The organism is Mesorhizobium sp. M0761, from assembly GCF_040320205.1.
GTDB lineage: Bacteria > Pseudomonadota > Alphaproteobacteria > Rhizobiales > Rhizobiaceae > Mesorhizobium.
Map to the genome: position 1 here is coordinate 274,640 of NZ_JAMYPF010000002.1, position 22,329 is coordinate 296,968.

Consider the following 22,329-nt stretch of genomic DNA (forward strand, 5'->3'; position numbering starts at 1 on the left):
TTTCATGCCTCCGCCTGGATTTTCGAGATCGTCCGCTTCAGTACCTGGACGACCTGTTCGAGCTCGCGCATATCATCCCTGTTCAGCGCCCGCAGGGGCGGCCTGGGGGGGCCGGCCTTGAAGCCGGCCATCTCGCAGCCATACTTGATGCACTGAATGAACTTGCCGCCTTGTTCAAGCACGCGCATCAGCGGCATCATGGCCGACATAATGCGTCGGCCCTTGGCAAAGTCGCCATCGATTGCGCAAGCCTTGTAAAGCGCGATGTGTTCTTTCGGCAAAAAGTTAGAGCCGCCGCAGACCCAGCTGCGCGCGCCCCATGCGAAGAATTCAAGCGCCTGGTCGTCCATCCCGCACGACATCTGAATATGCGGATAGTCTCGCGCCAGAAGATGGACGCGGTTGATGTCGCCGGAACTTTCCTTGATGGCGCAGAAATTCCGGCTTCGCCCCACCCTGTCGAGAAACTCTTCGCCCATGTTGATGCCCATGCGGCCGGGATAGTTGTAGAGCATGATCGGAAGGTCGGCCGCGCGGTCGATGGCAAGCGCATTCAAGGCATTCTCGCGTTCCGTTGGGACCGAATAGGGAGGCGAGCCGATCAGGATGGCAGAGGCGCCGATACTCGCTGCGGTGTCGGCCATCGTGATCGAATCGGGTAAGCGGATCGCGCCGGTGCCGATGATCAGTTCTACCCGATCTCCGATGACCTCCTTGGTAAGCTTGGCCATCTCGATCCGTTCATCCATGGTCTGGGCGTAGTATTCGCCTGTCGATCCGCCATTGATGATGCCTTGGACACCAGATTCGATCAGATGCTCGACCATCATGACAAAACTATCCCGATCAATCGAACCGTCGTCGTGATGCGGAGTGATGACAGGTGTGTAAATACCCTCGAACTTCATAATTCCCTCACTTTCACTCGGCGACGGGTGCGCGACCCAAAGGAATCTGGATGCTGGGCACGCGGACAAAACTCTCGATTTCTGTTCGAGACAATTCCCAGTGCGCAATCGCTAGGGCGGCGGAGCCGTCAGAATCGGCAGCCTCGATCAAGTCGATGAATTCATCGTGCTGGTCGGCGGCTATAGCGCGCTGCGCTGCCAGTGCCGGATTGCGCGGATTGTAGAAGGTCATGCCAATGCGGGTGTGGTCGATCAGCAGCCGCCGCAGGCTTGGTATCAGAAAATCATTGTCAGCCATCTCGCCAATAACCGCATGGAAGCGTTCGTTCATAAGGGCTCTACCTGCGGTGTCTCCATCGCGGATGGCGGCACGAAAGAGCAACTGGATATCCTTCAGTCGCATCACTTGTGCCGGCTTGGCATTCTCCGCAGCCAGCCGCGAAACAGCCGAATAGATCATCGGTGCGGCAACGAAGAAGTTGCGCAACGTCTTGTGCGTCATCGGGGCAACTTGAGCTCCGCGATTTTCGTGCAAGACGAGATAACCTTCTCCGGCCAGCTGGCGCAGCACTTCGCGAAGCGGCGGACGCGAGATTGAATAGGCATCGGCCAGTTGCGTCTCGTCGACGTAAAGACCGGGTTCCAGGTCTTGGGTCAAAATTCGCCGCCGGAGCGCATCCAGGCAGATCGCTTTCCTACTCCGATTGTCCTCTTCCATAGCCCCCGCTCCCGATCGCCTCGACGCGAACCTTAGTGAAGGTTCTTTGTAGCGGGATAAAATACATATTGTCTACAGCTTCGTTTTGTGTTTTTTAGCGCAGGTAAGATCGCCAAGACGGGCGACTGGGAACTGGGGCCGATCATCCTGCTGCGATTCCAACTGGCGAGCGTTTGCCACGTTGTGATCATGAAATTGCAGCATTCTAACGCTCTATACAAGCAATCTGAAGGTGCGCCAAAATATATATGAGAGCATGCTTATCGAATTGCTACATTCACATCACTACAGAGGAGAATAAAATGAAGAATATACTTCCTTTAACGGTCGTCATCGCTGCAACATGTTTTGCTGGGTCGGCTTATGCAGATTGTGGCGATGTTTCATTGGGCGAGTTTAGCTGGCAGTCCAGCCAGGCCATGACGAATGTCGATCAGGCGATCTTGCAGACAGGCTATGGCTGCAACGCGACCGTCGTGGCCGGTGATACCGTCCCGACCATCACCGCTATGATTGAAAAGGGCCAACCGGATATAGCCTCTGAGGCGACACCGAGTCTGCTTGGAGCAGTCTACACGGATGGGGAGAAGGAAGGCCGGATCAGCCAGGTTGGCACGGCAATCAGCGACGGTCAGGTTTCGGGTTGGTACATTCCGGAATACTTCGCCAAGGCGCATGCGGACATTAAGACAGTCGAGGATGCCATGAAGCATCCAGAACTGTTTCCCTCAAGCGAGGACTCGTCGAAGGGCGCTGTCATCCAGGGCCCGCAAGGCTGGGGCGACACCGTTGTCACCGCTCAGCTCTTCAAGGCTCTGAATAACCCCAACTTCGTCATGGTGCCGACCGGATCGGCCGCTGCTCTCGATGGTGCCATTTCGAAGGCATATGAGCAGAAGCAGGGCTTTATCACCCAATACTGGGCGCCGACCTCCCTTCTCGTCAAATACCCAATGGTGCGCCTCGAGATGGCACACGATGAAGCTGAATGGGCACGCTGCACCTCCAAGCAGGACTGCCCAGACCCGAAGCCGAACTATTGGAAGCAGGCCGAGATGGTCACGTTGGCAAGCAAGTCGTTTTCGGATCGCGCCGATGCGGCTGTCAAAGACTACTTGGCCAAGCGCAGCTGGAACCAGGCAGAAGTGAGCAAGGTGATGGCTTGGATGACCGATAACCAGGCAAACGGTGCCGATGGTGCCAAGTGGTTCCTGAAGAACATGCCGGAAGTTTGGGAGAAGTGGGTTCCCGCCGAGGTCGCAGCGAAGGTCAAGGCCGCTCTCTAAAACCTGAGACTACCGGAAGGCCCCGGCGACTCCGGGGCCTCCCGGATCGCAGGCCGTCGTCCAATGGACCAAAATGCCCTTTGCCCGTGCGATGGACAAGGCGGAATTCAAATTCGCCGCCGCCGATCCGGCATGCACGGTTTCGGCGCAAGGTGGCGCAGAAGGGGGAATAGATATGGATTGGCTGTTCAAGTTCCCTCAGGTAAGTCCCGAGGCTCTTCTCGCTATCAAGCGCGGCATTGACGGTTCTCTCAAAGCGCTGACTCGCCTGTATGGCCAGTCTATCGAGAACTCTTTCTATCCACTGCAGCGTATGCTGACTTTCTTTGAGAACGTCATGACAGGTGCGCCGTGGCCGCTCATCATTCTGGTGCTCGCCGGCATCGCTTGGTTTGCGTCCCATAAATGGAGCGTGGTCGCGGGAGTGGTCGGCACGCTGATCGCTATCGGTCTCCTGGGCCTCTGGCACGATGCTATGCTGACGATCTCGCTTGTTTTCGCCGCGACGATCTTCTCCATCGGTATCGGCATTCCCCTGGGCATCATGATGAACCGCTTGGAGCGTTTCGGCGGTGTCCTTAAGACACTCCTCGACGTCATGCAGACCATGCCGCCCTTCGTTTACCTCATTCCCGTTGTCATGCTGCTCGGCATCGGCCGCGTGCCCGGTTTCATTGCCGTCGTTATCTATGCCATCCCGCCGATCATCCGCCTCACCGACCTTGGCATCCGGCTTGTCGATAAGGAAGTGCTCGAGGCGGCCGACGCCTATGGCTGCTCACGCTCCCAGAAGCTTTGGAAGGTTCAGTTTCCACTCGCGATGCCCACGATCATGGCCGGTATCAACCAGACCATCATGATGGCGCTGGGTATGGTGGTCATCGCCTCTATGATCGGCGTGCAAGGCCTTGGACTCAACGTGCTTCAGGCCATCGCCAACCAGTATTTCACACAGGGAATATTCAATGGCTTCGCTATCGTCGGCATCGCCATCATCTTCGACAGGATCAGCCAGGCATATGGTCAGCGGCTGCAGAAGCACCGAGGCGGCGCGGCATGAGCAGCAATGAAACTTCGATCGAGATTCGTGATCTCTACAAGATATTCGGGCCTTCGCCTCGGCAGTACGTCGCTTCGATTAAGAACGGTCTGACGAAGACCGAACTGAGCAAGGTCCATGGGCATATTCTGGGCCTGAACAATATCAATATCTCGATGCCGGGAGGTAAGATCCAGGTTGTCATGGGCCTTTCGGGGTCCGGGAAGTCGACTCTGATCCGCCACGTCAATCGGCTGATCGAACCAACCTCCGGTTCCATACTTGTTAACGGGCGCAACGTCCTGGACATGCCGGAAACGGAGCTGCGTGAGTTTCGGCGCACCCATACGGCCATGGTTTTCCAGCGGTTTGGCCTGCTGCCGCACCGCAGCGTCATCGACAACGTGACGTTCGGGTTGGAAGTGCGCGGGATGGATAAGGCCAAAAGCCGCGAGATCGGCATGCGCTGGATCGAACGGGTCGGTCTCAATGGGTTTGAAGCGCGCTATCCCAATGAGTTGTCGGGCGGTATGCAGCAGCGGGTCGGACTCGCTCGCGCCCTGAGCAACGACGCCTCCATTCTGCTGATGGATGAAGCCTACTCGGCTCTTGATCCGCTGATCCGAACCGACATGCAGAAGATGTTGCTGGAACTGCAAAAGGAATTGAAAAAGACCGTGGTGTTCATAACTCACGACCTCGACGAGGCACTTCGGCTTGGCGATTCGATCGCGATTCTACGTGACGGGGAGATCATCCAACAAGGTGACAGCCAGCGTATTCTAATCCACCCCGCCGACGACTACATCAAGCGTTTCATCAAGGATGTGAACCGCGCGCGTTACCTGAAGGTTGACGCGGTGATGGAGGCGCTCGGACAATCCGACACCGGTTCAATGCCAAAGTTGAAGTCCGGTACCACGCTCGAGGTCGCCGCCGGAGAACTGACGAGTTCATCCTTCGATACGGCTATCATCATTGATGACCGTGATCGCCCTATCGGAGCGGTTTCCCTACGCCTGATCACGGCGGCCATCTCATCGGAAGGCGAGGCGGAGGTGAAATGATCGGGATCCGCCATCCGATTGTCGGGGGCAATACGTCAAACAATAAGCTCGGGAAGCTATCCGACCACGCCTTTACCGGCAGGGAGACAAGAGCTTCAGCCGGCACAAAGCAGCACACTCAGCAAGCCAGGATCGAGCAGCCTGACTACAATCTTGTGCGTCAAAAGTCCCTCGAACCAGGCTTGGCACGATCGCAGACGCCCCAACGTTTTTTGTTCGCTTTGGTTGATGACTTCACGCATTTCGCGTTTTCATGCGCGAGCGAGCCGCTTCGTCTCGCCAATCTTGTGAGCGGAAAGCAACTCTACACATGGTCGCTTGCCTCGGCGGACGGAGCATCAGCTAGAAGCTCCAACGGTTTCGAGACCAAGGTGCATCACAGGTTCGATAGGCTTCCGGCATGTGACATGCTGTTCGTGCTCTCTGGAATAGACATGCAGCACAAAGATATCCGCCTGCTGGTCTCGGCAGTAAGACGGGAGCGCGCCCGCGGCGTGCAAATCGGGGCCTTGTGCTCGGGTGCACACATCCTGGCCCGGGCCGGCCTTCTGGACGGTGCGCGCGCCGCAATCCATTGGGAGTACCATGACAGTTTCCGCCAGGAATTTCCCCAAGTAGACTTGGTCCGCAGCGTATTCGTCGCGGACGAAAGGTGCATCACCGCGTCAGGCGGCACTGCTGCCACAGATTTGATGCTTCACCTGATTGAGAGGAAGCATGGTCGAGATCTCTCGATCGCCGTGGCCGAGCAGATGGTTTACAGCGGCGTTCGCACCGCCAACTCTGTACAGGGCTTCTCGCTACAGGCGCGCAGCGGCATCCGAAGCAGGCATTTAATCGAGGCAATTCAGATCATGCGCGAGCGAATCGAGGAACCGCCGTCTGCCGCTGAGATCGCCCGCCGCATCGGAATCACGCCTAGGCAAGTGCAGCGTCTCTTCGAGAGGTACCTCCAAACGACACCCAAGAAGTATTTCTTGGAAATCCGGCTCGAGCGCGCGCGACATTTGATCCTGCAGACGGAAACCGATGTTACGGAAGTTGCCTTCGCTTGCGGGTTTGCGAGCCACGGTCATTTTTCCAGGCTGTACAAAGCCACCTATGGGGAATCGCCGTTTGCGCACAGGCAGGGAGGGCGGCTTGTCCGTCGTCAGGAATGGCCGACAACGCGCAGCCGGGAAGTATCTGAAGAGTCCAGTCGGCACGGCCTCCAAAGGCAGTTTTCCGGTATCTGATCAGCTTGCTCCACAGCAACCAAACTTGGCGTGGCTCGCTAGAAGTTCCGACGCTCGACATCTGTAGGCCAGAGAGGGAGATTTGCACGTGAGCATCGAAGCGCGCATAGGCATCATTGGCGGCAATGGCTGGCTCGGGAGCGCCATAGCGCAAGCAGCTGTTTCAAGCGGGTCGATTGATCCGACCCGCTTGACGTTATCTGGACGATCAGATCGCCGCGTGGACATTCCGGGTGCAAAGTGGACCCATGACAACAAAAATTTGGTCGAACGTTCAGACGTAGTAGTTCTTTCGGTCCGCCCAGATCAATTTCCAGGAGTGCTCATTGATGCCCGCGGCAAGCTGGTGGTGTCCGTAATGGCCGGTGTTTCGGCGCAGACGATTGCTGACGGCACGAATACGCACGAGATCGTCCGGTCCATTCCCAATGCTGCCGCCGCGATCCGCCGGTCCTTTACCCCGTGGTTTGCAACGGCTTCGGTCTCGGCTGAAAACAAGCGCGTGGTCCACCAGCTGTTTGAGGCTTGCGGGGAGTCCGCCGAGGTACCGATTGAATTCCACGTCGACTATTGTGCGGGTATGACAGGCACCGGTGCGGCTTTTCCAGCTCTGCTTGCCGAAGCGCTCGTAGCACATGCCGTCAGCCAAGGGCTTCCGCCCGATTTTGCCAAACGCGCCGCCAAGGGTTTGGTGGCCGGTGCCAGCCAGCTGTTTGCTAGCGGCGATGTCGACCCGGCAGACATCGTCAAAGAAATGATCGACTATCGCGGCCTCACCGCCGCGGCGTTGCAAGCCATGCTGGATGGAGGGTTCAACCATGTCGTGGCAAGCGGACTGGAGGCCGCCGCCGCTAAGGCTGCGACAATCATTCGTAATTGAAGCACGAGGAGAAATCAGGATTTGGAAAGCCGATCGACATTGCTGGAAACGTTTGTGGCGGCCCTCGATGAGGCGTTTGCAGTTGCCCCCATGGAGGCGGAAGCGGAAGCCTCAGTCGCCCGAATTTTTGAAGCACTTCGCGTAGCTGGCACAAGCGGCACCGTACAAGGCACGCGAATCCCGGTTTGCCGGCATCTTGGAAATGCCTATTCCTTTGGGCGGTCAGGATCAGCGCAGCTCGCTCGCGTCACGGATGCATTTGCTGCGTTAGAGCCAAATCTGAAATGGGCTGTGCGGCCAGCAAGTGGGCCTTTTGCCAGCGAGAACTGGTCGACTGGTCACGCAAACTCGATGATCATCGGGCAAGGAGGTCTCGAGCAACGCAAGGACGTCGCCGTCGGCGCTTCGCTGCTCGCCCCCGATGTTCGATACCCTGATCACAATCACGGGCCCGAAGAAGTGTACCTCATCTTGTCACCAGGCCGTTTCCAGCACGGCAATTCGGGTTGGTTCGAGCCGGGTGTCGGTGGGACACTCTACAACGAACCGAACATCCGGCACGCTATGGCCTCAGACAACGCTCCATTGCTGGCTTTCTGGTGCCTATGGGTCGGCAGCCAGCCCCCTGCTGACCTTGGCAGACCGGTTAAGTCGTCGGAATAGAGATACTTATCGCGTGACCAAGAGATTTGCATTTTTGCTGGTTCGGGATTTCACGCTTTCGCCCCTCTCGCTGTTCATCGACACACTGCGCCTGGCAGGCGATGAAGGGGACAGGAGCCGTCGGGTCGAATTCGACTGGCAGATCATCGGCGATCATGGCCTGCCGATCAGGGCGAGTTGCGGCGTCGAATTGCTCCCTGGCAAAACCTCGGGCAGACCCGAGGATTTCGACAACATTGTCGTGGTCGGGGGCCTTCTCGACAAAAGCCGCGGACTAAGCTCCGATGGTGAGCAGTTTCTTCTTCGCGCTGCCGAGAAGAAAATACCGTTGACCGCGCTCTGCACGGGAAGTTTCGTCCTTGCCCGATATGGCTTGCTGGATGGATACAAAGCAACCGTAAGCTGGTTCCATATCACAAATTTTCGGACGTCATTTCCCCAAGTCAACGCAAACGCCGACAGTCTTTATTCGGTCGATCGTGATCGCGCGACCTGCGCTGGAGGCACGGGCGCGGCCGATCTGGCCGGTTTCTTCGTTTCCCAATTGATCGGCCAGAAGGCCGCGGAGAAGGCGGCCAAGATCCTCGTCCTTGACCGTATCCGCAGCACCCGCGATGTCCAACCACTTGGCGATCTATTTCCAAATGCATCGAGCCGGGTGGTAAGACGAGCTTTGCTGTTGATGGAGAGCAATCTGGAAGAGAAAATGTCTGTCACAGACATAGCCGGTCGGGTCGGTTGCTCCCGGCGGCAATTGGAAAGGCTCTTTGCGGCTGAACTCGAGCTGAGCCCGATGGCGTCCTACCTGGCCCTGAGGGTGCACTGCTCTAAATCCTTGCTTGAAAATAGCGATCTGCAGATTGGCGAAATCGCGTCCAAGTGTGGCTTCACGAACGCCGGACATTTCAGTCGCGTTTTCCGCCAGCACACCGGCGTTAGGCCGACCACGATCAGGAGCGGCTGATTTGTTGCCTGCTTTGACAGAGGCCGTGAGTAACCGTGACGGGCCAAGCACAAGACCGCCCGTGCGGCTGGCTTAGGGCACCTCGTGAGGCGCCTGGAGAACGGCGGCGTGACTGTCTCGGTCGTGCCGACAAGCGGGATACCCATAGTCAATCCGCTATCAAGGGTTCGATCGTCGCCTGTCATGGGGTTGGCCGTCGAATAGCAGGAGGGTGATGCTTCGGCCGCCAACTCACCGACATCGAAACCAGACCTGGAGACAACGGCTCAACTGATCAATGCAGCGTCGAAAGGACACCTCGTGAGCTTCTCGTACCCGTCCTCGGTTATCAGGACCTGCTCTTCGAGTTTTACGCCTTCACGGCCCCCGACGGCACCAATGTAAGCCTCTACGCACAATGTCATGCCTGGCTCGAGGATGTAGTCGAACGCTCCCGGAATGAAATCTTGAGGGTAATAGATCGCAGGATATTCGTCACACAGCCCGATACCATGCATCATGACCCCGTATCGTTGATCTACGAATTCTTCAGGTAGTTTGTGGCCGCGCTGGGTGAGCTCAGTGAAGGCGATGCCTGGCCGCAAAAGTTCCATGTTGGTCGTTATGTGCTCAAGAGCTATGGCGTGAAGTCTGCGTTGTTCATCGCTGGGGCGCCCATCACCGCAAAACCAGGTTCGCGAAAAGTCTGCGCACATACCATATGGTCCCACCATATCGGTATCGAAGGCAACCAGATCTCCTGCCGCTATCCTTCGGGGTCCTGCTTCCTGCATCCAGGGATTTGTCCTCGGGCCAGAAGTGAGTATTCGTGTCTCGATCCATTCGCCTCCGCGCGCGATGTTTTCTGCATGGAGAACTGACCACAATTCGGTTTCTGCAATACCTGGTCGCAAAAGCTGGCGCATTTTCGCAACCGCGATTTCGCACGTTGCCAGGGAGCAGCGCATGGCATTGATCTCGTCGATACCCTTTACAGCCCTTGCATGCTCCATGAGTTGCATACCGTTGCAGATCTCGATGCCGGCGGCGTCCAGTGCGCGCAAGCCGGGGATCTCGATCTTATCGACTGCAAGGCGGCGGTTCTTGCCCCCATGCGTTCGCAACAACTCATCAATTTGCCCTGCAAAACTTTTGGCAACGGCTTGCTCCTGATCGCCAGCCGCGAAATAGTAGAAGCCCGCACCGTCCATGCGAATCTCGTTCACCAATAGCAGATGCTCCGAAAGGTGCCCGCAGTGATGGAGGTCCCAAAGAACAACGTAGCCATCTGCTGAAACAAAAACGGCCCGTGACGGATTGTGCGTGATCCAAAGATGCATGTTCGAGGAGTCAGTTGCATATCGGATGTTCAATGGATCGAAGCATAGCACGCCGGCGTAGTCCCGCTTGCGTAGCTGGCTCACGATCCGTTGGAGGCGCGTGCTTCTCATCCGATCGAGGGTGGGAGCCGAGAGACCCAATGCAGCCCACTCGGCAAACGCGATGTCCGTCGGTCCTATTTCGACACGATCATTGTCGTCGATGCTCCCATCAGGCCTTCGCGCGATCTCTCCCCTAGTGGGATCGATTTTATGACTGATGATCGAAAACGAGGACATGTTGGCGAAGTCGCTTGGGTTCGGCAAAGAATGCCTGTGCCTCTGTTCTGCGGGTATCGGCAGTATGGGTACTCAGTTGCGGACGTTGTGCTTGCGCTTCATGAAATCCTTGGCCGTCTCGACCGCTACCGCCGCGTCGCGGCAATAGGCATCGGCGCCGACGGCCTTGCCGAATTCCTCGTTGAGCGGCGCGCCGCCAACCAGCACGACATAGTCGTCGCGAATGCCCTTTTCCTTCATCGTGTCGATGACGACCTTCATGTAGGGCATGGTCGTGGTCAGCAGCGCCGACATGCCGATGATGTCGGGCTGGTGCTCTTCAATCGCTGCCATGTATTTCTCGACCGCATTGTTGATGCCGAGGTCGATGACGTCGAAGCCGGCGCCCTCCATCATCATGCCGACGAGGTTCTTGCCGATGTCGTGGATGTCGCCCTTGACGGTGCCGATCACCATCTTGCCCTGCTTGGGCGCGCCGGTGGCGGCGAGCAGCGGCCGCAGGATGAACATGCCGGCCTTCATCGCGTTGGCGGAGAGCAGCACTTCGGGAACGAACAGGATGCCGTCGCGAAAATCCTCGCCGACGATGCGCATGCCTTCGACCAGCGCCTCGGTCAGCACCTTGTAGGGCACCCAGCCGCGCTCGAGCAGGATGTTGGTGCCTTCCTCGATCTCTTCCTTCAACCCGTCATAGAGGTCGTCGTGCATCTGCTGCACCAACTCGTCGTCGGAAAGCTCGGAAAGGATGATCTCGTCGTCGGCCATGTCGGGTCGCCTCACGCATAGTTCAAAGGAGGTCGGCACCCCATGCCCGATGGCGCACCGACCAGGCTTCCGGTTGGAGCCTTGGGAGTCTGCTAGGCTGCCAGCCAGACTTTCTGCAAATCCATCTGGAAAGTCTGATGGATTGCATAATTCTGAACTTTTTTGTTCATGTGACCAAAGAGGCTTTGCCAGAACGGCTGGATGATGACCCCAGAATCCTGCAGCACGTCTTCGATGTCCTGCATCAGTTCCTTCCGCTTGGCGGCGTCGCTGACCGAGAACGCCTTTTTGAGCTTGGCATCGAAGTCGGCGTTTGCGTACGCAGTCTCATTCCACGCCTCGCCAGTGCGATAAGCCAGCGCCAGGACCTGCACCCCGAGCGGTCGCATGTACCAAACGGTCAGCGAATAGGGATACTTCGCCCAGTCGTTCCAGAAAGTCGAACCCGGAAGCACCGTGCGCTTGACCTTGATGCCGGCCTCTCGAAGCTGCGCCGCAATGGCGTCACCGGTGTTTTTCTGCCAGTCTTCGTCGATCGAAATTAGTTCATGCTCGAAGTCGGCATGTCCGGATTCAGCAATGAGTTTCTTCGCGCCCTCGACGTCCCGGCTCTTCTTGGGCAAGGCATAATATTCCGGATGGATCGGCGCGACGTGATGGTTTTCGCCGACCGTTCCCCGTCCTGCATAGCCGAGTTGAAGGATGGTGTTGTTGTCGACCGCCATCTGCAGCGCATTACGGACCTTCTTGTCGTCATAGGGTTTGTTGGCCGTGTTGGTGCGGCACACCAGCGTCGTTGCGGTGGCGACCTCCGATTTGACCACGTCCATCTTGTCCAGAATGTCGATGAAGTCAGCCGGTGTCTCCATATTCACATCGATCTCACCGGAGTCGAAGGCTGCCACCGTTGCCTGGAAGTCGGTGCCATAATCGATGAATTGCACTCCATCCAGCAGAGCTTCGCCGCCCCACCATTTGCCATTCTCCCGCCGCTTGACTTCAGCCTTGCTGCCGACCGCGTAGGATACCAGTTCGAAGGCGCCCGTTCCGATCGGCTTTGCGACCGGGTCGGCGCCGCCGGCATCGAAACTGCGATGGACGATCAGTCCAGGGTAGTCGGTGAAATTCGCGATGATGGCGATGTCCGGGTCGCTCAGCTTGAGCTTGACGGTATGGTCATCGACCTTGACGATCGCTCCATCTCTCGCCTTGCCGGTCTTGGTATCGATCAGTCCCCCGACGCGCGCGGCCATCGAATTGCCGGAGACGCCCTTCTCGCACCAGCGGGTGATGTTGAGGACTACGTCATCGGCGTCGAAAGCGTCGCCATTGTTCCAGGTCACGCCCTTCCGGACATGGAAGACATATTCGGTGGCATCCTCATTGACCTCCCAGCTTTCCAGCAGGACAGGTTCAAATGTGAATTCATGTGTGTAGCGAACCAGCGGTTCGAGCCAGCAGCGAGAAATGTTGGCAAGTTCAACCCAGTCATAGGTACGTGGGTCTTTCTGCGCCTTGACCGGCATGGACACGCGCAGAGTCCCGCCCTTCTTCGGCTCGGCCGCGCGTGCGGGCTGCGGCAATGCCACGCCGATCAAGCCGTAGGCCATCGCAGCCGAGGCGCCGAACGTGCTTGCAAGCGCGAGAAACTCGCGCCGGTCCATTTGTCCGGCTTTGACGTCGCTCGCCATCTTTTCGATGGCAGCCGGAACGTGATTCCCATTGCTTCTGAACAGTCCCATTTTCTTCTCCCTTGTTAGTGTTTCCCGGATATTGATCGCGTGGGTTCTTGGATGCCTAGGCGAGGCTTGGCGAGATTTCCTCCTGGCGATGCGCCACGAATGCATCGAGTTCCTCGCGCACGGCTGGATCCATCTGCGGCTGCTCGTAACTCGCGATGATCGATGTCGCTTTCTCACGGCAGCGCTGCGCCATATCCTTGGAGCCTTTGACCTTCCACTGCTCATAGCTGAGGTAATCGAGGATCTCAGGCGCGAAGAATGCGTCCTTAAAGCGCTTGAGCGTGAAGGAATCTCCGAGATAGTGGCCGCCGGGGCCGATGCGCCGCACTGCCTCGAGAGCGTCGTCGAAATGCTCGAACGAAATCCCCCGCGCGTATTTTTCGATCAGCAGGTTCTGTTCGGCATCGGCGACAAACTTCGCCATGCAGCATACGAGGCCGGCCTCATCCCAGCCGCCCGCGTGCATCATCAGGTTCGCGCCTGCGCTCGCCCCCGACATGTAAGCGATCGCCGACTCGTAGCCGGACTGAGCATCAAAGGTCTTGGCGGATGACTGGGATGCAGTCGTTCGCCACGGCAGACCATACCGCCTTGCCAGTTGGCCGATGACGGCGTTGATCAGAGTGACTTCGGGCATGCCGGACATCGGGGCGCCGCTGCGCATCGACACCGAGACTGAATATTGCCCATAGATCATTTTGGCGCCGGGCCTGACCAACTGGGTGTAGGCGAGGGCTGCCAGCGCCTCGGCGTTCAACTGGGCGATTGTGGCCGGGATGTCGGCGGGAGTGTTTGCGGCACCGAGCACAAAAGGCGACAGCAGGACGACCTGGTTCGCTTCGACGAAAGCGCGGAGCCCTTCCAGCATGGTCGAATCCCAAACCAGCGGTGAGTTTCCCGATACGTGCCCCATCATCACCGCGTTCTGGTCCATAAAAGCCGTGCCATGGACGATCTGCCCCATGGCGATCGAGTCCTCGGCTCGCTGTCTCCCGGTCGTCAGACCGAAGAAGGGCATGTTGGTTTCCACCAGGCTCGAATGGTTGATGTGCAAATGGCGCCATGGAACAGCGATGTCGGTCGGCTCACAGGTGAACCCGCCGGCGATATGGAACCCCGGCAGCATCTGGGTCAGCCGGTTCATGTTCCGCAGATCCTCGATCGTGGATGCGCGTCGCACACCCTGAAGGTCACGGACGTTTGGCGCGCCTTGCATGGCGCCGAAGGTCATTGTGTCCGGCGCGATCTCGAAACGCTGTGACGGATCGCGAGATGTCATCTCAAAACGGGATGGCGCCTTGGAGATCAGATGCATCAGCATCTCGCCATCGAGGCGCACACGCTGGCCTTGGACGTCGGCGCCAGCCTCCTTCCATTGCCGGATCGCCGTTTCATCGCGGAATTCGATTCCGATCTCGCGCAAGATCGCCAACGAAGCCTGGTGAATGCGCTCAAGCTGCTCAGCCGTGACGGCCTCCACAGGCCGAATGCCGTACTTGATGGTCGAGACGCGAGGCCTCTTCTCTGCTTCCCGGGCGGCTACGACCGACGCGCGTCCTCCGCGGCGCCGGATTGCGGGAGTATCAGTGTCCAACATCGCGTTTTCCCAGAGGGGCGCAAAAGGTCGCCGTCAAAAGAGCCTTCTTCGGTCCGCGTAAGGAACGCGGCCCTGCTCATTGACTTTGATGATAGGGTTCGGCGAACGCCCTGAGGACTCGCAAAAGGTTTCGCTGGCGTTAAACTCAGTTTATACCTGGGTCGACGGCGCAGGTGCCGGTTACCTGGTAAGGATAGCCGACGCGGCGAGGTCAGGAACCGGGGCGCGACGCCGGTAGCCGGTCTAAGGGCGCAATTCCTTCGACTGAGCGAGGAACCAGTCCACAAGAACCTTGCACTTCTTGTTTTTGCCGGCATCTTCATTTGACAAGAGGAAGAAGGCGCGGTCGGTCTTGATCTCGGTCGCGATGGGCCGAACCAGCTGGCGGTTGTTGAGCAGGTGTTGGGCGGTCAGAGACCATCCCAATGCGATTCCTTCGCCTGCAAGAGCTGCTTGAAGCGTCAGCTGATAGTCATTGAATACAATGTTAGGCTTTGTCTCGTTGGCATCTCCGCCTGCAAGCGCGACCCATTCCGGCCAGCTCATTCGCTTGCGAAAAGCATCGGACGAATGAATGAGCTGGTGTCGAACCAATTCATCGACGCTCTTTGGAGCGGCATGTGCCAGAAGATATGCGGGGGAGCAGACGGGAAAAATGATCTCGTCGCATACGAACCAACTATTCGTACTGTCAAAATCCCGTGGGCGCACCCATACGGTGACGTCCACTTCGTGATCGGGCTCGATATCCCGATCGGTGGCGACAACCTTGATCATAACGTCCGGATGTTCTTCCTGGAAATGATAGAGTTGAGGCGCAAGCCAATGTGCGGCTAGGGATGTCGACGCAGCAAAAGTGATGTATTTCTTTCCGCGATCGGAGATGGTCTCAAGCCTCTGTTCCAGACGGCGGAAACTGGTGCGCACCTCATCGTAGAGCTGCCGGCCAGCCTCCGTCAGCTGCACGCCTCGATTATCACGGGCAAAGAGCGCGGTCCCGCAATGCTTCTCGAACGACTTGATCGAGTGCGAGACGCTCGGTTGCGTCACGTTGAGCTCGCTGGCTGCGCTTTTGAAACTCAGGGTTCGGGCAGCCGCTTCGAAGACAAAAAGCGAATGCGTCGAAGGCACCAGGCTACGAAGCTTTGACATGAAGCAGTTCTATATCAGACGCCATCTTTTCCGTCTACGAGATGCCCGCCAACTGGTCTATTCGAACAGGCAAACAATGCGACCGCGGATTGTTGCCAAGCCTTCGTCATCGGTCGCCTGAACCCAGCGAGTTGGCAGTGAATTCGTTCAACCAAACGATGACGAAAGAGCGCAAAGTCGTTCAGCCACCCCATCCCGAACCGACTATGTCCGGTTGGTACACTACGTCAGGGCCGGAGTTGGCGCTGCTACCTCAAGAAGGCGACGTTGCATGTGACTGCCTGGTGATTGGCGGCGGCTGGATGGGGCTGCACGCGGCCCGTCGATTTGCCGAACTCAACCCGCAGTCTTCGGTTGTCTTGGTAGATGCCGGGCGCATTGGCAACAATGCATCCGGACGGTGCATGGGTTTCGTCATCGATCTCGCGCACAATCCCCGGAAGCGCGATTTCGTCGAAGACATCAAAGGGAACAAGGAAGAGTTGTTCGTTAACCTGGACGGGATCGCCTACATCCGAAGCGCTGTCGAAGAGCATGGGGTCGATTGCGACTGGGACGCGCAGGGAAAATACCACAGCGCGGCCACCGCTCACGGCGTGGAGGACCTGCACCGCTTTTCGGAGGCGCTGGATAAGCTTGGCCAGAACTACAGCTGGGTGGAGACCCCCGAAATTCAGGCGATCACCGGCAGCAAGCACTACATCAAAGCCTTGCATCATCCCGGCACCGTCTTGGTCCAGCCTGCGAAATATCTCCAGAATGCGACAAGAAGCCTGCCCGCGAACGTCACCGTTCACGAAAACACCCCCATCGTGGCGGTGCAGTTCGGGGCACCGAAGCACGTCTGCGAGACCCCCACCGGAACTATCAGGGCGTCGAAGGTCATCATCTGCGCGTCAGGCTATCTGACCAAGTTCGGTTTCTTCGACAACCGCGCTATACCGCTGTACACATTTGCGAGCATGACACGACAGCTAACCGAGAGCGAGCTTTCGCAGGTGGGGAACAAGAGAGCTTACGGACTTATCCCAGCCAACAGCTTCGGCACGACGGTTCGTCGCACGATCGACAACCGGCTTTTCCTTCGCAACGTCTATTCCTATGCGACGGACTTCAAGACCACCACGCAGGACGTGATGAAGGCTCGGGTGCAGCAGCAGATCGCATTCGATCGGCGGTGGCCGGAGCTCTCGTCGATGGGATTCGAGGCCAGTTGGGGTGGCCTTCTTACTCTCGCGCAAAATGGCGGAATGGTCTTCGGCGAGTTGGCGGAGAAGGTCTACGGCGCCGCATTCTGCAACGGTACAGGCGTCGCGCGAGGAGCTGCCTTCGGCAAGGCCATAGCCGACCTGGCGTCAGGGCGATCGTCGCCGGTAGTCGACATCCTCAAGACTCGCGCAAGTCCCAGCAAGCCGTATCCCAGGCCTGTCACAGCGATGGGCGTTCGAATCGTAACCGCGGTCCGTTTCCGACAGGCCGGAGCTGAAGTCTAGATACAACGAGAGAGATCATGGCGGACCTGAAGGGCATAAATCTGGCAATGCAGACACCGTTCGATGAGAATGGTGCGATCAACTATTCGATTTTCGAGGATCTGATCGACAAGTACGTCGCCGCAGGTGTTCACGGGCTGGTGCTTGGCTCAGGGACCGGGCAACATCCCTATCTTACCGAGGCCGAGTGCAACCGCCTCTACGAAGTAGGCGCAAAGCGAATAGCTGGTCGCTGCAACGTCATTTGCCAGACCTCCGCTTTGAATATGGACGAAGTCATCAGAAGGTCGCGTCACGCGGAGTCCGTCGGCGCCGACGCATTGATGGTGCTGCCACCCTACCTGGAGGGTCCGAGTGATGAGCAGGGAATCTTCGACTTCTACAAAGCGGTCGATGCCGAACTGGGTATCGACCTGGTCGGCTACAACATCCCACAGGCCACCGGCATTTCGGTTTCACCACAGCTGTTTGAGCGCCTGAGCCAGTTGAAGAACTTCAACTACATCAAGGACAGTGCAGGGGACTTTACTGTCCATCAGGAATACCTGCAGACAAGCGGCACGGTCCTCAATGGCTGCGACACCACCACACTCTACGCGTTGATGGCCGGGGCACGCGGCGTCATATGGGGCGGTGCGAATTACATGCCTTCTGAAGCGGTCGAGCTATATAGATTGGTGGACCGCAATGAGTACGAACAGGCGCTAGCGCTCTGGCAGCGCATGTTGCCCTCGTTGCTCTTTATCTGGAGGTCGCCCTATACGCCGTCGGTGCTTCGAGCGGCGCAACTGCGCGGCTACGGGACAGGAAATGTTCGCAGCCCATTGAGAAAGCTATCGGCAGATCAGGAAGCGCAGCTTCGCCGTTCGCTTGAACCGTTGGGCGTCTAGAGCGAAGAGAGGCGAGGGCTTCGTGAGAATCGTTCATGTTGGTGCGAGTGGCGTGATCGGCAAGGCCGTGTCGGCCGAACTCGGCAGACGGCATGATGTCATCGCTGTCGGCCGAAGCACCGGCGATTTCCGGGTCGATATCGACGATCCCTCGAGCATAAGTCGAATGTTCAGCCAGATCGGCGAGTTCGATGCCCTGGTATGCACAGCGGGCACGGTTCATTTCGCCCCGCTCGCGGAGTTCACCATTGAGCAGTATGCAATCGGCTTGCAAAGCAAACTTATGGGGCAGGTGAACCTTGTCAGACTTGGACTTAAATTCCTTCGCGAGGAAGGATCGTTCACGTTGACCTCCGGTCCAACGAACGACGATCCGATACCGCTTGGGACATCGTCCGCGATCGTCAACGGCGCGCTCGAGGGATTTGTCCGAAGTGCTGCAATTGAGCTTCGGCAAGATCGTCGGATCAATCTGGTGGGTCCGACTATGCTCGAGGAGTCCTCTGCACTCTACGGTCCTTACTTCCGGGGTTCGAAGGCCGTCGCGACGAACGACGTGGTGCTTGGTTACGTCAAATGTGTCGAAGGCAAGCAAACAGGATGCGTTTACAGGATTGGATGGTCACGAGATCGCTGACCCGAATGTGGCACAACGGGCAGATCTGCGAGCTGGCGCAGGGAAATACTCTGGATATGAAGACCTCGGCCCGCTTGTTGCATTGGGCACGTTTGAGCGGCGACACATCGATCACCACTCTAGAGCGCCCCCGTATTTTCACAGAGCCATTCAGCCAGATCGCTATGCTCGTCTACCCGGACTGTCACCTTGCCGACGATAACCGCAGAACAATGACCGGAACCATTACCGCGATTGGTGTACGTCTACGAAACGCAATCCGCTGCGTCGGGAGAGGCAATAGCGTTTCCGGATCGAACTGATTGAGATGCTTTCATGCCGGAATTCGTGCACCGCGTTGCAAGCCACACTGTGCATGAACGTCTGCTTCCGGACTGCAAACATCCCGAAAGCCGGAACGTCCGCCCTCAGCCCAGATCAGTCATTGCCAACGCAAGCGTTGCAAGATCGGTGCCCCAATCTTTCGGCTAGCCGCACTGGCCTTTGTCGCCGATTCATGCTACAGGCGTGCTACGATACGATGAAAATAGATAAACAGAATCAATGCTTAAGGCGATCGTGCGCTGCTTCTCTTCGGGCGCGCCATTTCCGCCGAATCTGCGATTTCCTGCGATCCGCTTTCGGTCTTGGGCTCGCATATGAAGAGCAGGTCGCGGAACACGTTGCCGAGCACCGCCTCATCCGAGTGCTGGAGAACTGGACGCCGCCTATTCCGGGCTTCTTCATTTATTACCCCAGTCGTCAGCCTGACTGCGCTATAAACGCGCTGCGATGTTCTTGAAACGGGAGAGTACGCGGCGACCGTTATCTGGGCGCAGCGACGCTGAATGCTCATTCACGCCGCCGCGCAGCACGCTCACTTTTCTTCCGCCTTTCCCGGATCAGGGCCCAATCGGCCTCGCCCCAGCCAGATACCGCTCATTGTCGAACGGCTCGGCCTGGGTGCTGTCCGGACTCCACATGTGGCGGTGGGTCTCGGTCAGATTGCCGAGATAGACATGCAGTGCGCCTGAGCGGGCACTGCCGGTGTTGGCGACCGCATGCACCGTATCCGGGGTCATATGCACCACCGCGGGCGCCGCGATGTCGTGGCGTTCCGGCGCATCGATCTCGCTGCCGTCGACGGGATAGATGAAGTTGGTCTCGCTGCCCTTGTAGATGCCGATCAGCGCATCCATCAGATGGTTGTGCGGCGGGTACTGCAGGCCGGGTGACAGCGTGATGTGGTAGATGGTCAAGTCAGGGCTGGCATGCAGCAGCACCTCATCGTCGTCTTCCTCATGCGCGAGCACGCCTGATGCATGGAAGCGGTCGGTGTGTTCGCGCAGCACCGCCTTGACCCGTTCGAAGGCATGAGCACCTTTGGCTGCGTTGACGATATCGGAGGTTACGGCGTAAAGAGGCGAGTTGGCGGCAAGAGACATTTGTCGTCATCTCCATTGGGAAGCTCAATCAATACAACTGAGATGCTCAGACCTAGCGAATGCCGGCAGACCCGTCAACCGGATGGTCGAAACCGGCAAGCAGACTACGCGGGCAGACCACGCGGGCAGACCACGCGGGCAGACCACGCGGGCAGACCAAACGGGCAGGCAGATATGGCTCTTCCGAAATCAGTGTCACCGTCCGCCGTCAAGGCGCCGTCGACCGCCGACATATTGCGCAGCGAGGAAGCTTATGAGCAGCTGAAGAGCGACATCGTCGCCTGCGTCCTGCAACCCGGCGAAAGCCTGACCGAAAAGCAGATCGGCGACCGCTACCAGATCAGAAAGGCGACGATCCGCTCGGCTTTGGCCCGCCTGACGCAGGAAGGGCTGATCAAGAGCGAGCCGCGCCGCGGCTATGTCATCGCACCGCTTAGCCTGCGCGACGTCGACGAGATCTTCGACGTCCGCAGCCTGATCGAGCCGGAAGTGTTCCGGGTGGCCGCGGCCAACCTCACCGAACGCGGGCTCGACGACATCAGGCTGGCGGCGCAAAAGGTGCTGAAGCCGGAGACGCTGCGCAGCCATGTCGCCTTTCTGGCGGCCGACCGCGCCTTTCGCCTGGCCCTGGCCGAACTCTCCGGCAATCTGCGCCTAGTTCGCCTGCTCGACCAAACGCTCGACCAGTCGGAGCGTGTCCTCCATCTCGGCTTCAAATCGCGCGACTTCACGCAAGCGATCATCGGCCAGCAGAAGGAGTTGGTGCTTGCCTGCGAGCTGGCCGAGGTCTCGGCCATCGCAAAGCTTGCCCGTTCGCAGTGCCTGTCGCTCAAGAAGCAGGTGCTCGAGGCCTTGCTCGCCGGCTCCAAGCTGCAGGACGCCAATTTGCAAAGCTTCGCCTGAGGCGCGAAGCCCGCGCTCTCTGGCCGATGCTTACCCGTCGATGAAGCGGATGTCCGCATCGGCAAGGCAATAGGGCGCGTAGCGGAAATCGCGGATATGGCTGACCTTTCCATCCTGCCAGTCGACCAGCATGAAGCCGCGCACGGCGTCATCTCCCGTTTGCGGGTTGCGGATCAGGATGGCCGGCCTGCGGTCGACGAAGCCGAGCGACAGCGCCCAGTCCTGGACACGGTCGTAATTGCCGAAATAGTTGGAAACCTGCGCCTTGCCGCGCATGCGGGTGCGGTTGACGACTTCAAGCTGGATATCCTCGGCGATCAACGCGCGCACGGCGTCGAAGTCGCGCGCGTTGAACAGGTCGACATAGCGGCGCAGGCGCCGCTCGTCGTCGGCGTCGAGCTTTGGGGCAGGCGCCTGCTCGTCCTGTGACGCCAGCAGGCGCAGCTGCGACCGCCCGCGATGGAGCGCTGCCTTGGTCGCAGCCAGGGTCGCGCCGGACACTTCGCAGGTTTCGTGCAGGCTGAGGCCAAGCACGTCGACAAGGATCACGGCGCTGCGCTGCACTGTTGCCAGCTGCATGAAGCTTCGCAGGCTGGCGGCGGTGGCGAGCCTCGCATCGGCGCTGGCGGAGGGGTCTTCGATCGTCGTCATGTCGGTCTCGCTCATGCGCGCCTGCTCCCGCTGGCGCCGGCGCAGATGATCCTGCGCGGCATTGTGGGCTATGCGGAACAGCCATTGCTCCGGACGCTCGACGGCGGCGTCGCCGTCGATGGCCTGCAGTGCCTTGATCAGTGTCTCCTGGACGATGTCCTCACCATCGATCACCGAGCCGGCCATGCGGGCGCAGTAGCGGTGCAGCTTCGGTCGCAAGGAGCCGAGCATCGCCTCCAGGGCAACGCGGTCGAGTTTTGCTGTGTTCATCCTGTCCGTTCCCAAAATGCCGGTCTTTGCATTCAAGCCGGCACGACCTCGCCGGCCAGCATACGATAATTGCCGACGATCTTTGCCGGCGATCTGGCAAGCGGCGTCGAGCGGCGTCCGGCATGATCGGCGCTGAAGGCCTTGAAGGCTGCGAGCCCGGTCAGGCCGTCGCCATCCTGGCTGATAAGATGGATGAACTCGCCATTCTCCAGTTCCAGGACGAGGTAGCGCACGGATTGCGGATTCGTGTCGTCGAGTGCCTCGAACACCTGTGCAACCAGCATACGGTTCTCGGCGATGCTTTCGTCCTTCACGCCGTAGCGGATGAGATTGTAGCCCATTGTCGTCTCCTGTTTTTCAACTCTGCACAGAGAAGACGTTTCGCGGCCTCGAAAAGATTCGTCGCCCGGCGAATCTTTTCGATCGTCCGGATCGTCTTTCCCGTCG

Annotated in this window: 21 protein-coding genes; 11 read left to right on the plus strand and 10 right to left on the minus strand. The window is 58.4% G+C overall.

Annotated features, from left to right (window positions below):
- Positions 1-2 precede the first annotated feature (2 nt).
- Both NKI32_RS04255 and NKI32_RS04260 read right to left on the minus strand, forming a co-directional pair.
- The gene (locus NKI32_RS04255; RefSeq protein WP_352514394.1) at positions 3-908 is read right to left on the minus strand and encodes a dihydrodipicolinate synthase family protein; all 906 of its coding nucleotides are present in this window, start codon (positions 906-908) and stop codon (positions 3-5) included.
- 13 nt (positions 909-921) lie between these two features.
- Positions 922-1,626 carry a GntR family transcriptional regulator gene (locus NKI32_RS04260; protein ID WP_023731468.1) on the minus strand — a complete coding sequence of 235 codons (705 nt, stop codon included), beginning with the start codon at positions 1,624-1,626 and terminating at the stop codon, positions 922-924.
- A gap of 302 nt (positions 1,627-1,928) precedes the next feature.
- Here NKI32_RS04260 and NKI32_RS04265 point away from each other — a divergent pair, with 302 nt between their 5' ends.
- From NKI32_RS04265 to NKI32_RS04295, 7 genes are all read left to right on the plus strand, one after another.
- Positions 1,929-2,912, plus strand: a complete 984-nt coding sequence (locus NKI32_RS04265; RefSeq protein ID WP_352537369.1) for a glycine betaine ABC transporter substrate-binding protein — start codon at positions 1,929-1,931, stop codon at positions 2,910-2,912.
- Between the two features lie 175 nt (positions 2,913-3,087).
- Positions 3,088-3,972, plus strand: coding sequence for an ABC transporter permease (locus NKI32_RS04270; RefSeq protein WP_031239491.1), 885 nt, complete (start codon positions 3,088-3,090; stop codon positions 3,970-3,972).
- Positions 3,969-5,018: a quaternary amine ABC transporter ATP-binding protein gene (locus NKI32_RS04275; protein WP_353002021.1), complete on the plus strand. Its 1,050-nt coding sequence runs from the start codon at positions 3,969-3,971 to the stop codon at positions 5,016-5,018. Before NKI32_RS04270 ends, NKI32_RS04275 begins: the two co-directional genes overlap by 4 nt.
- A complete protein-coding gene (locus NKI32_RS04280; protein ID WP_353002023.1) occupies positions 5,015-6,253 on the plus strand; it encodes a GlxA family transcriptional regulator in 1,239 nt (412 codons plus the stop codon). Before NKI32_RS04275 ends, NKI32_RS04280 begins: the two co-directional genes overlap by 4 nt.
- Positions 6,254-6,341: 88 nt before the next feature.
- Entirely contained in the window at positions 6,342-7,133 is a 792-nt protein-coding gene (locus NKI32_RS04285; RefSeq protein WP_353002024.1) for a pyrroline-5-carboxylate reductase family protein, read from the plus strand.
- 21 nt (positions 7,134-7,154) lie between these two features.
- Entirely contained in the window at positions 7,155-7,796 is a 642-nt protein-coding gene (locus NKI32_RS04290; RefSeq protein ID WP_352885636.1) for a dimethylsulfonioproprionate lyase family protein, read from the plus strand.
- Between the two features lie 13 nt (positions 7,797-7,809).
- The gene (locus NKI32_RS04295; RefSeq protein ID WP_352514401.1) at positions 7,810-8,760 is read left to right on the plus strand and encodes a GlxA family transcriptional regulator; all 951 of its coding nucleotides are present in this window, start codon (positions 7,810-7,812) and stop codon (positions 8,758-8,760) included.
- A 266-nt stretch (positions 8,761-9,026) separates the two neighbouring features.
- Here NKI32_RS04295 and dddP read toward each other — a convergent pair whose 3' ends face one another.
- From dddP to NKI32_RS04320, 5 genes are all read right to left on the minus strand, one after another.
- A complete protein-coding gene (gene dddP / locus NKI32_RS04300; RefSeq protein ID WP_353002026.1) occupies positions 9,027-10,358 on the minus strand; it encodes a dimethylsulfonioproprionate lyase DddP in 1,332 nt (443 codons plus the stop codon).
- Between the two features lie 72 nt (positions 10,359-10,430).
- On the minus strand, positions 10,431-11,123 hold the full coding sequence (locus tag NKI32_RS04305) for a cobalamin B12-binding domain-containing protein (RefSeq protein WP_352514403.1): 693 nt from the start codon (positions 11,121-11,123) through the stop codon (positions 10,431-10,433).
- Between the two features lie 92 nt (positions 11,124-11,215).
- Positions 11,216-12,865: an ABC transporter substrate-binding protein gene (locus NKI32_RS04310; RefSeq protein WP_352514404.1), complete on the minus strand. Its 1,650-nt coding sequence runs from the start codon at positions 12,863-12,865 to the stop codon at positions 11,216-11,218.
- 55 nt (positions 12,866-12,920) lie between these two features.
- Positions 12,921-14,462 (minus strand): trimethylamine methyltransferase family protein, encoded by a 1,542-nt coding sequence (locus NKI32_RS04315; protein ID WP_353002027.1) that lies wholly within the window; start codon positions 14,460-14,462, stop codon positions 12,921-12,923.
- Positions 14,463-14,705: 243 nt separating this feature from the next.
- Positions 14,706-15,614 carry a LysR substrate-binding domain-containing protein gene (locus tag NKI32_RS04320; protein ID WP_352514406.1) on the minus strand — a complete coding sequence of 303 codons (909 nt, stop codon included), beginning with the start codon at positions 15,612-15,614 and terminating at the stop codon, positions 14,706-14,708.
- 137 nt (positions 15,615-15,751) lie between these two features.
- Here NKI32_RS04320 and NKI32_RS04325 point away from each other — a divergent pair, with 137 nt between their 5' ends.
- Genes NKI32_RS04325 through NKI32_RS04335 form a run of 3 tightly spaced genes read left to right on the plus strand, consistent with a single transcriptional unit; the run spans position 15,752 to position 18,634 of the window.
- Entirely contained in the window at positions 15,752-17,107 is a 1,356-nt protein-coding gene (locus tag NKI32_RS04325; RefSeq protein WP_353002028.1) for an NAD(P)/FAD-dependent oxidoreductase, read from the plus strand.
- Between the two features lie 17 nt (positions 17,108-17,124).
- Positions 17,125-17,997 carry a dihydrodipicolinate synthase family protein gene (locus NKI32_RS04330; protein WP_352514408.1) on the plus strand — a complete coding sequence of 291 codons (873 nt, stop codon included), beginning with the start codon at positions 17,125-17,127 and terminating at the stop codon, positions 17,995-17,997.
- Positions 17,998-18,019: 22 nt separating this feature from the next.
- Entirely contained in the window at positions 18,020-18,634 is a 615-nt protein-coding gene (locus tag NKI32_RS04335; RefSeq protein WP_352514409.1) for a short chain dehydrogenase, read from the plus strand.
- A gap of 881 nt (positions 18,635-19,515) precedes the next feature.
- Here the strand turns inward: NKI32_RS04335 and NKI32_RS04340 are convergent.
- Positions 19,516-20,058 (minus strand): autotransporter, encoded by a 543-nt coding sequence (locus tag NKI32_RS04340; protein WP_353002030.1) that lies wholly within the window; start codon positions 20,056-20,058, stop codon positions 19,516-19,518.
- Between the two features lie 174 nt (positions 20,059-20,232).
- On the opposite strand from NKI32_RS04340, the gene NKI32_RS04345 reads away from it, so the two are divergent.
- The gene (locus NKI32_RS04345) at positions 20,233-20,961 is read left to right on the plus strand and encodes a GntR family transcriptional regulator (RefSeq protein WP_031243299.1); all 729 of its coding nucleotides are present in this window, start codon (positions 20,233-20,235) and stop codon (positions 20,959-20,961) included.
- Between the two features lie 30 nt (positions 20,962-20,991).
- Here the strand turns inward: NKI32_RS04345 and NKI32_RS04350 are convergent, their stop codons facing one another.
- Positions 20,992-21,882 (minus strand): sigma-70 family RNA polymerase sigma factor, encoded by an 891-nt coding sequence (locus tag NKI32_RS04350; protein ID WP_353002032.1) that lies wholly within the window; start codon positions 21,880-21,882, stop codon positions 20,992-20,994.
- Positions 21,883-21,914: 32 nt separating this feature from the next.
- A complete protein-coding gene (locus tag NKI32_RS04355; RefSeq protein ID WP_353002034.1) occupies positions 21,915-22,223 on the minus strand; it encodes a hypothetical protein in 309 nt (102 codons plus the stop codon).
- Positions 22,224-22,329 lie beyond the last annotated feature (106 nt).

Coding starts and splice junctions, on each gene's coding strand:
- NKI32_RS04255 (WP_352514394.1), bottom strand. CDS start 908: ATGAAGTTCGAGGGTATTTACACACCTGTCATCACTCCGCATCACGAC.
- NKI32_RS04260 (WP_023731468.1), bottom strand. CDS start 1,626: ATGGAAGAGGACAATCGGAGTAGGAAAGCGATCTGCCTGGATGCGCTC.
- NKI32_RS04265 (WP_352537369.1), top strand. CDS start 1,929: ATGAAGAATATACTTCCTTTAACGGTCGTCATCGCTGCAACATGTTTT.
- NKI32_RS04270 (WP_031239491.1), top strand. CDS start 3,088: ATGGATTGGCTGTTCAAGTTCCCTCAGGTAAGTCCCGAGGCTCTTCTC.
- NKI32_RS04275 (WP_353002021.1), top strand. CDS start 3,969: ATGAGCAGCAATGAAACTTCGATCGAGATTCGTGATCTCTACAAGATA.
- NKI32_RS04280 (WP_353002023.1), top strand. CDS start 5,015: ATGATCGGGATCCGCCATCCGATTGTCGGGGGCAATACGTCAAACAAT.
- dddP (WP_353002026.1), bottom strand. CDS start 10,358: ATGTCCTCGTTTTCGATCATCAGTCATAAAATCGATCCCACTAGGGGA.
- NKI32_RS04305 (WP_352514403.1), bottom strand. CDS start 11,123: ATGGCCGACGACGAGATCATCCTTTCCGAGCTTTCCGACGACGAGTTG.
- NKI32_RS04310 (WP_352514404.1), bottom strand. CDS start 12,865: ATGGGACTGTTCAGAAGCAATGGGAATCACGTTCCGGCTGCCATCGAA.
- NKI32_RS04315 (WP_353002027.1), bottom strand. CDS start 14,462: ATGTTGGACACTGATACTCCCGCAATCCGGCGCCGCGGAGGACGCGCG.
- NKI32_RS04320 (WP_352514406.1), bottom strand. CDS start 15,614: ATGTCAAAGCTTCGTAGCCTGGTGCCTTCGACGCATTCGCTTTTTGTC.
- NKI32_RS04330 (WP_352514408.1), top strand. CDS start 17,125: ATGGCGGACCTGAAGGGCATAAATCTGGCAATGCAGACACCGTTCGAT.
- NKI32_RS04340 (WP_353002030.1), bottom strand. CDS start 20,058: ATGTCTCTTGCCGCCAACTCGCCTCTTTACGCCGTAACCTCCGATATC.
- NKI32_RS04345 (WP_031243299.1), top strand. CDS start 20,233: ATGGCTCTTCCGAAATCAGTGTCACCGTCCGCCGTCAAGGCGCCGTCG.
- NKI32_RS04350 (WP_353002032.1), bottom strand. CDS start 21,882: ATGAACACAGCAAAACTCGACCGCGTTGCCCTGGAGGCGATGCTCGGC.
- NKI32_RS04355 (WP_353002034.1), bottom strand. CDS start 22,223: ATGGGCTACAATCTCATCCGCTACGGCGTGAAGGACGAAAGCATCGCC.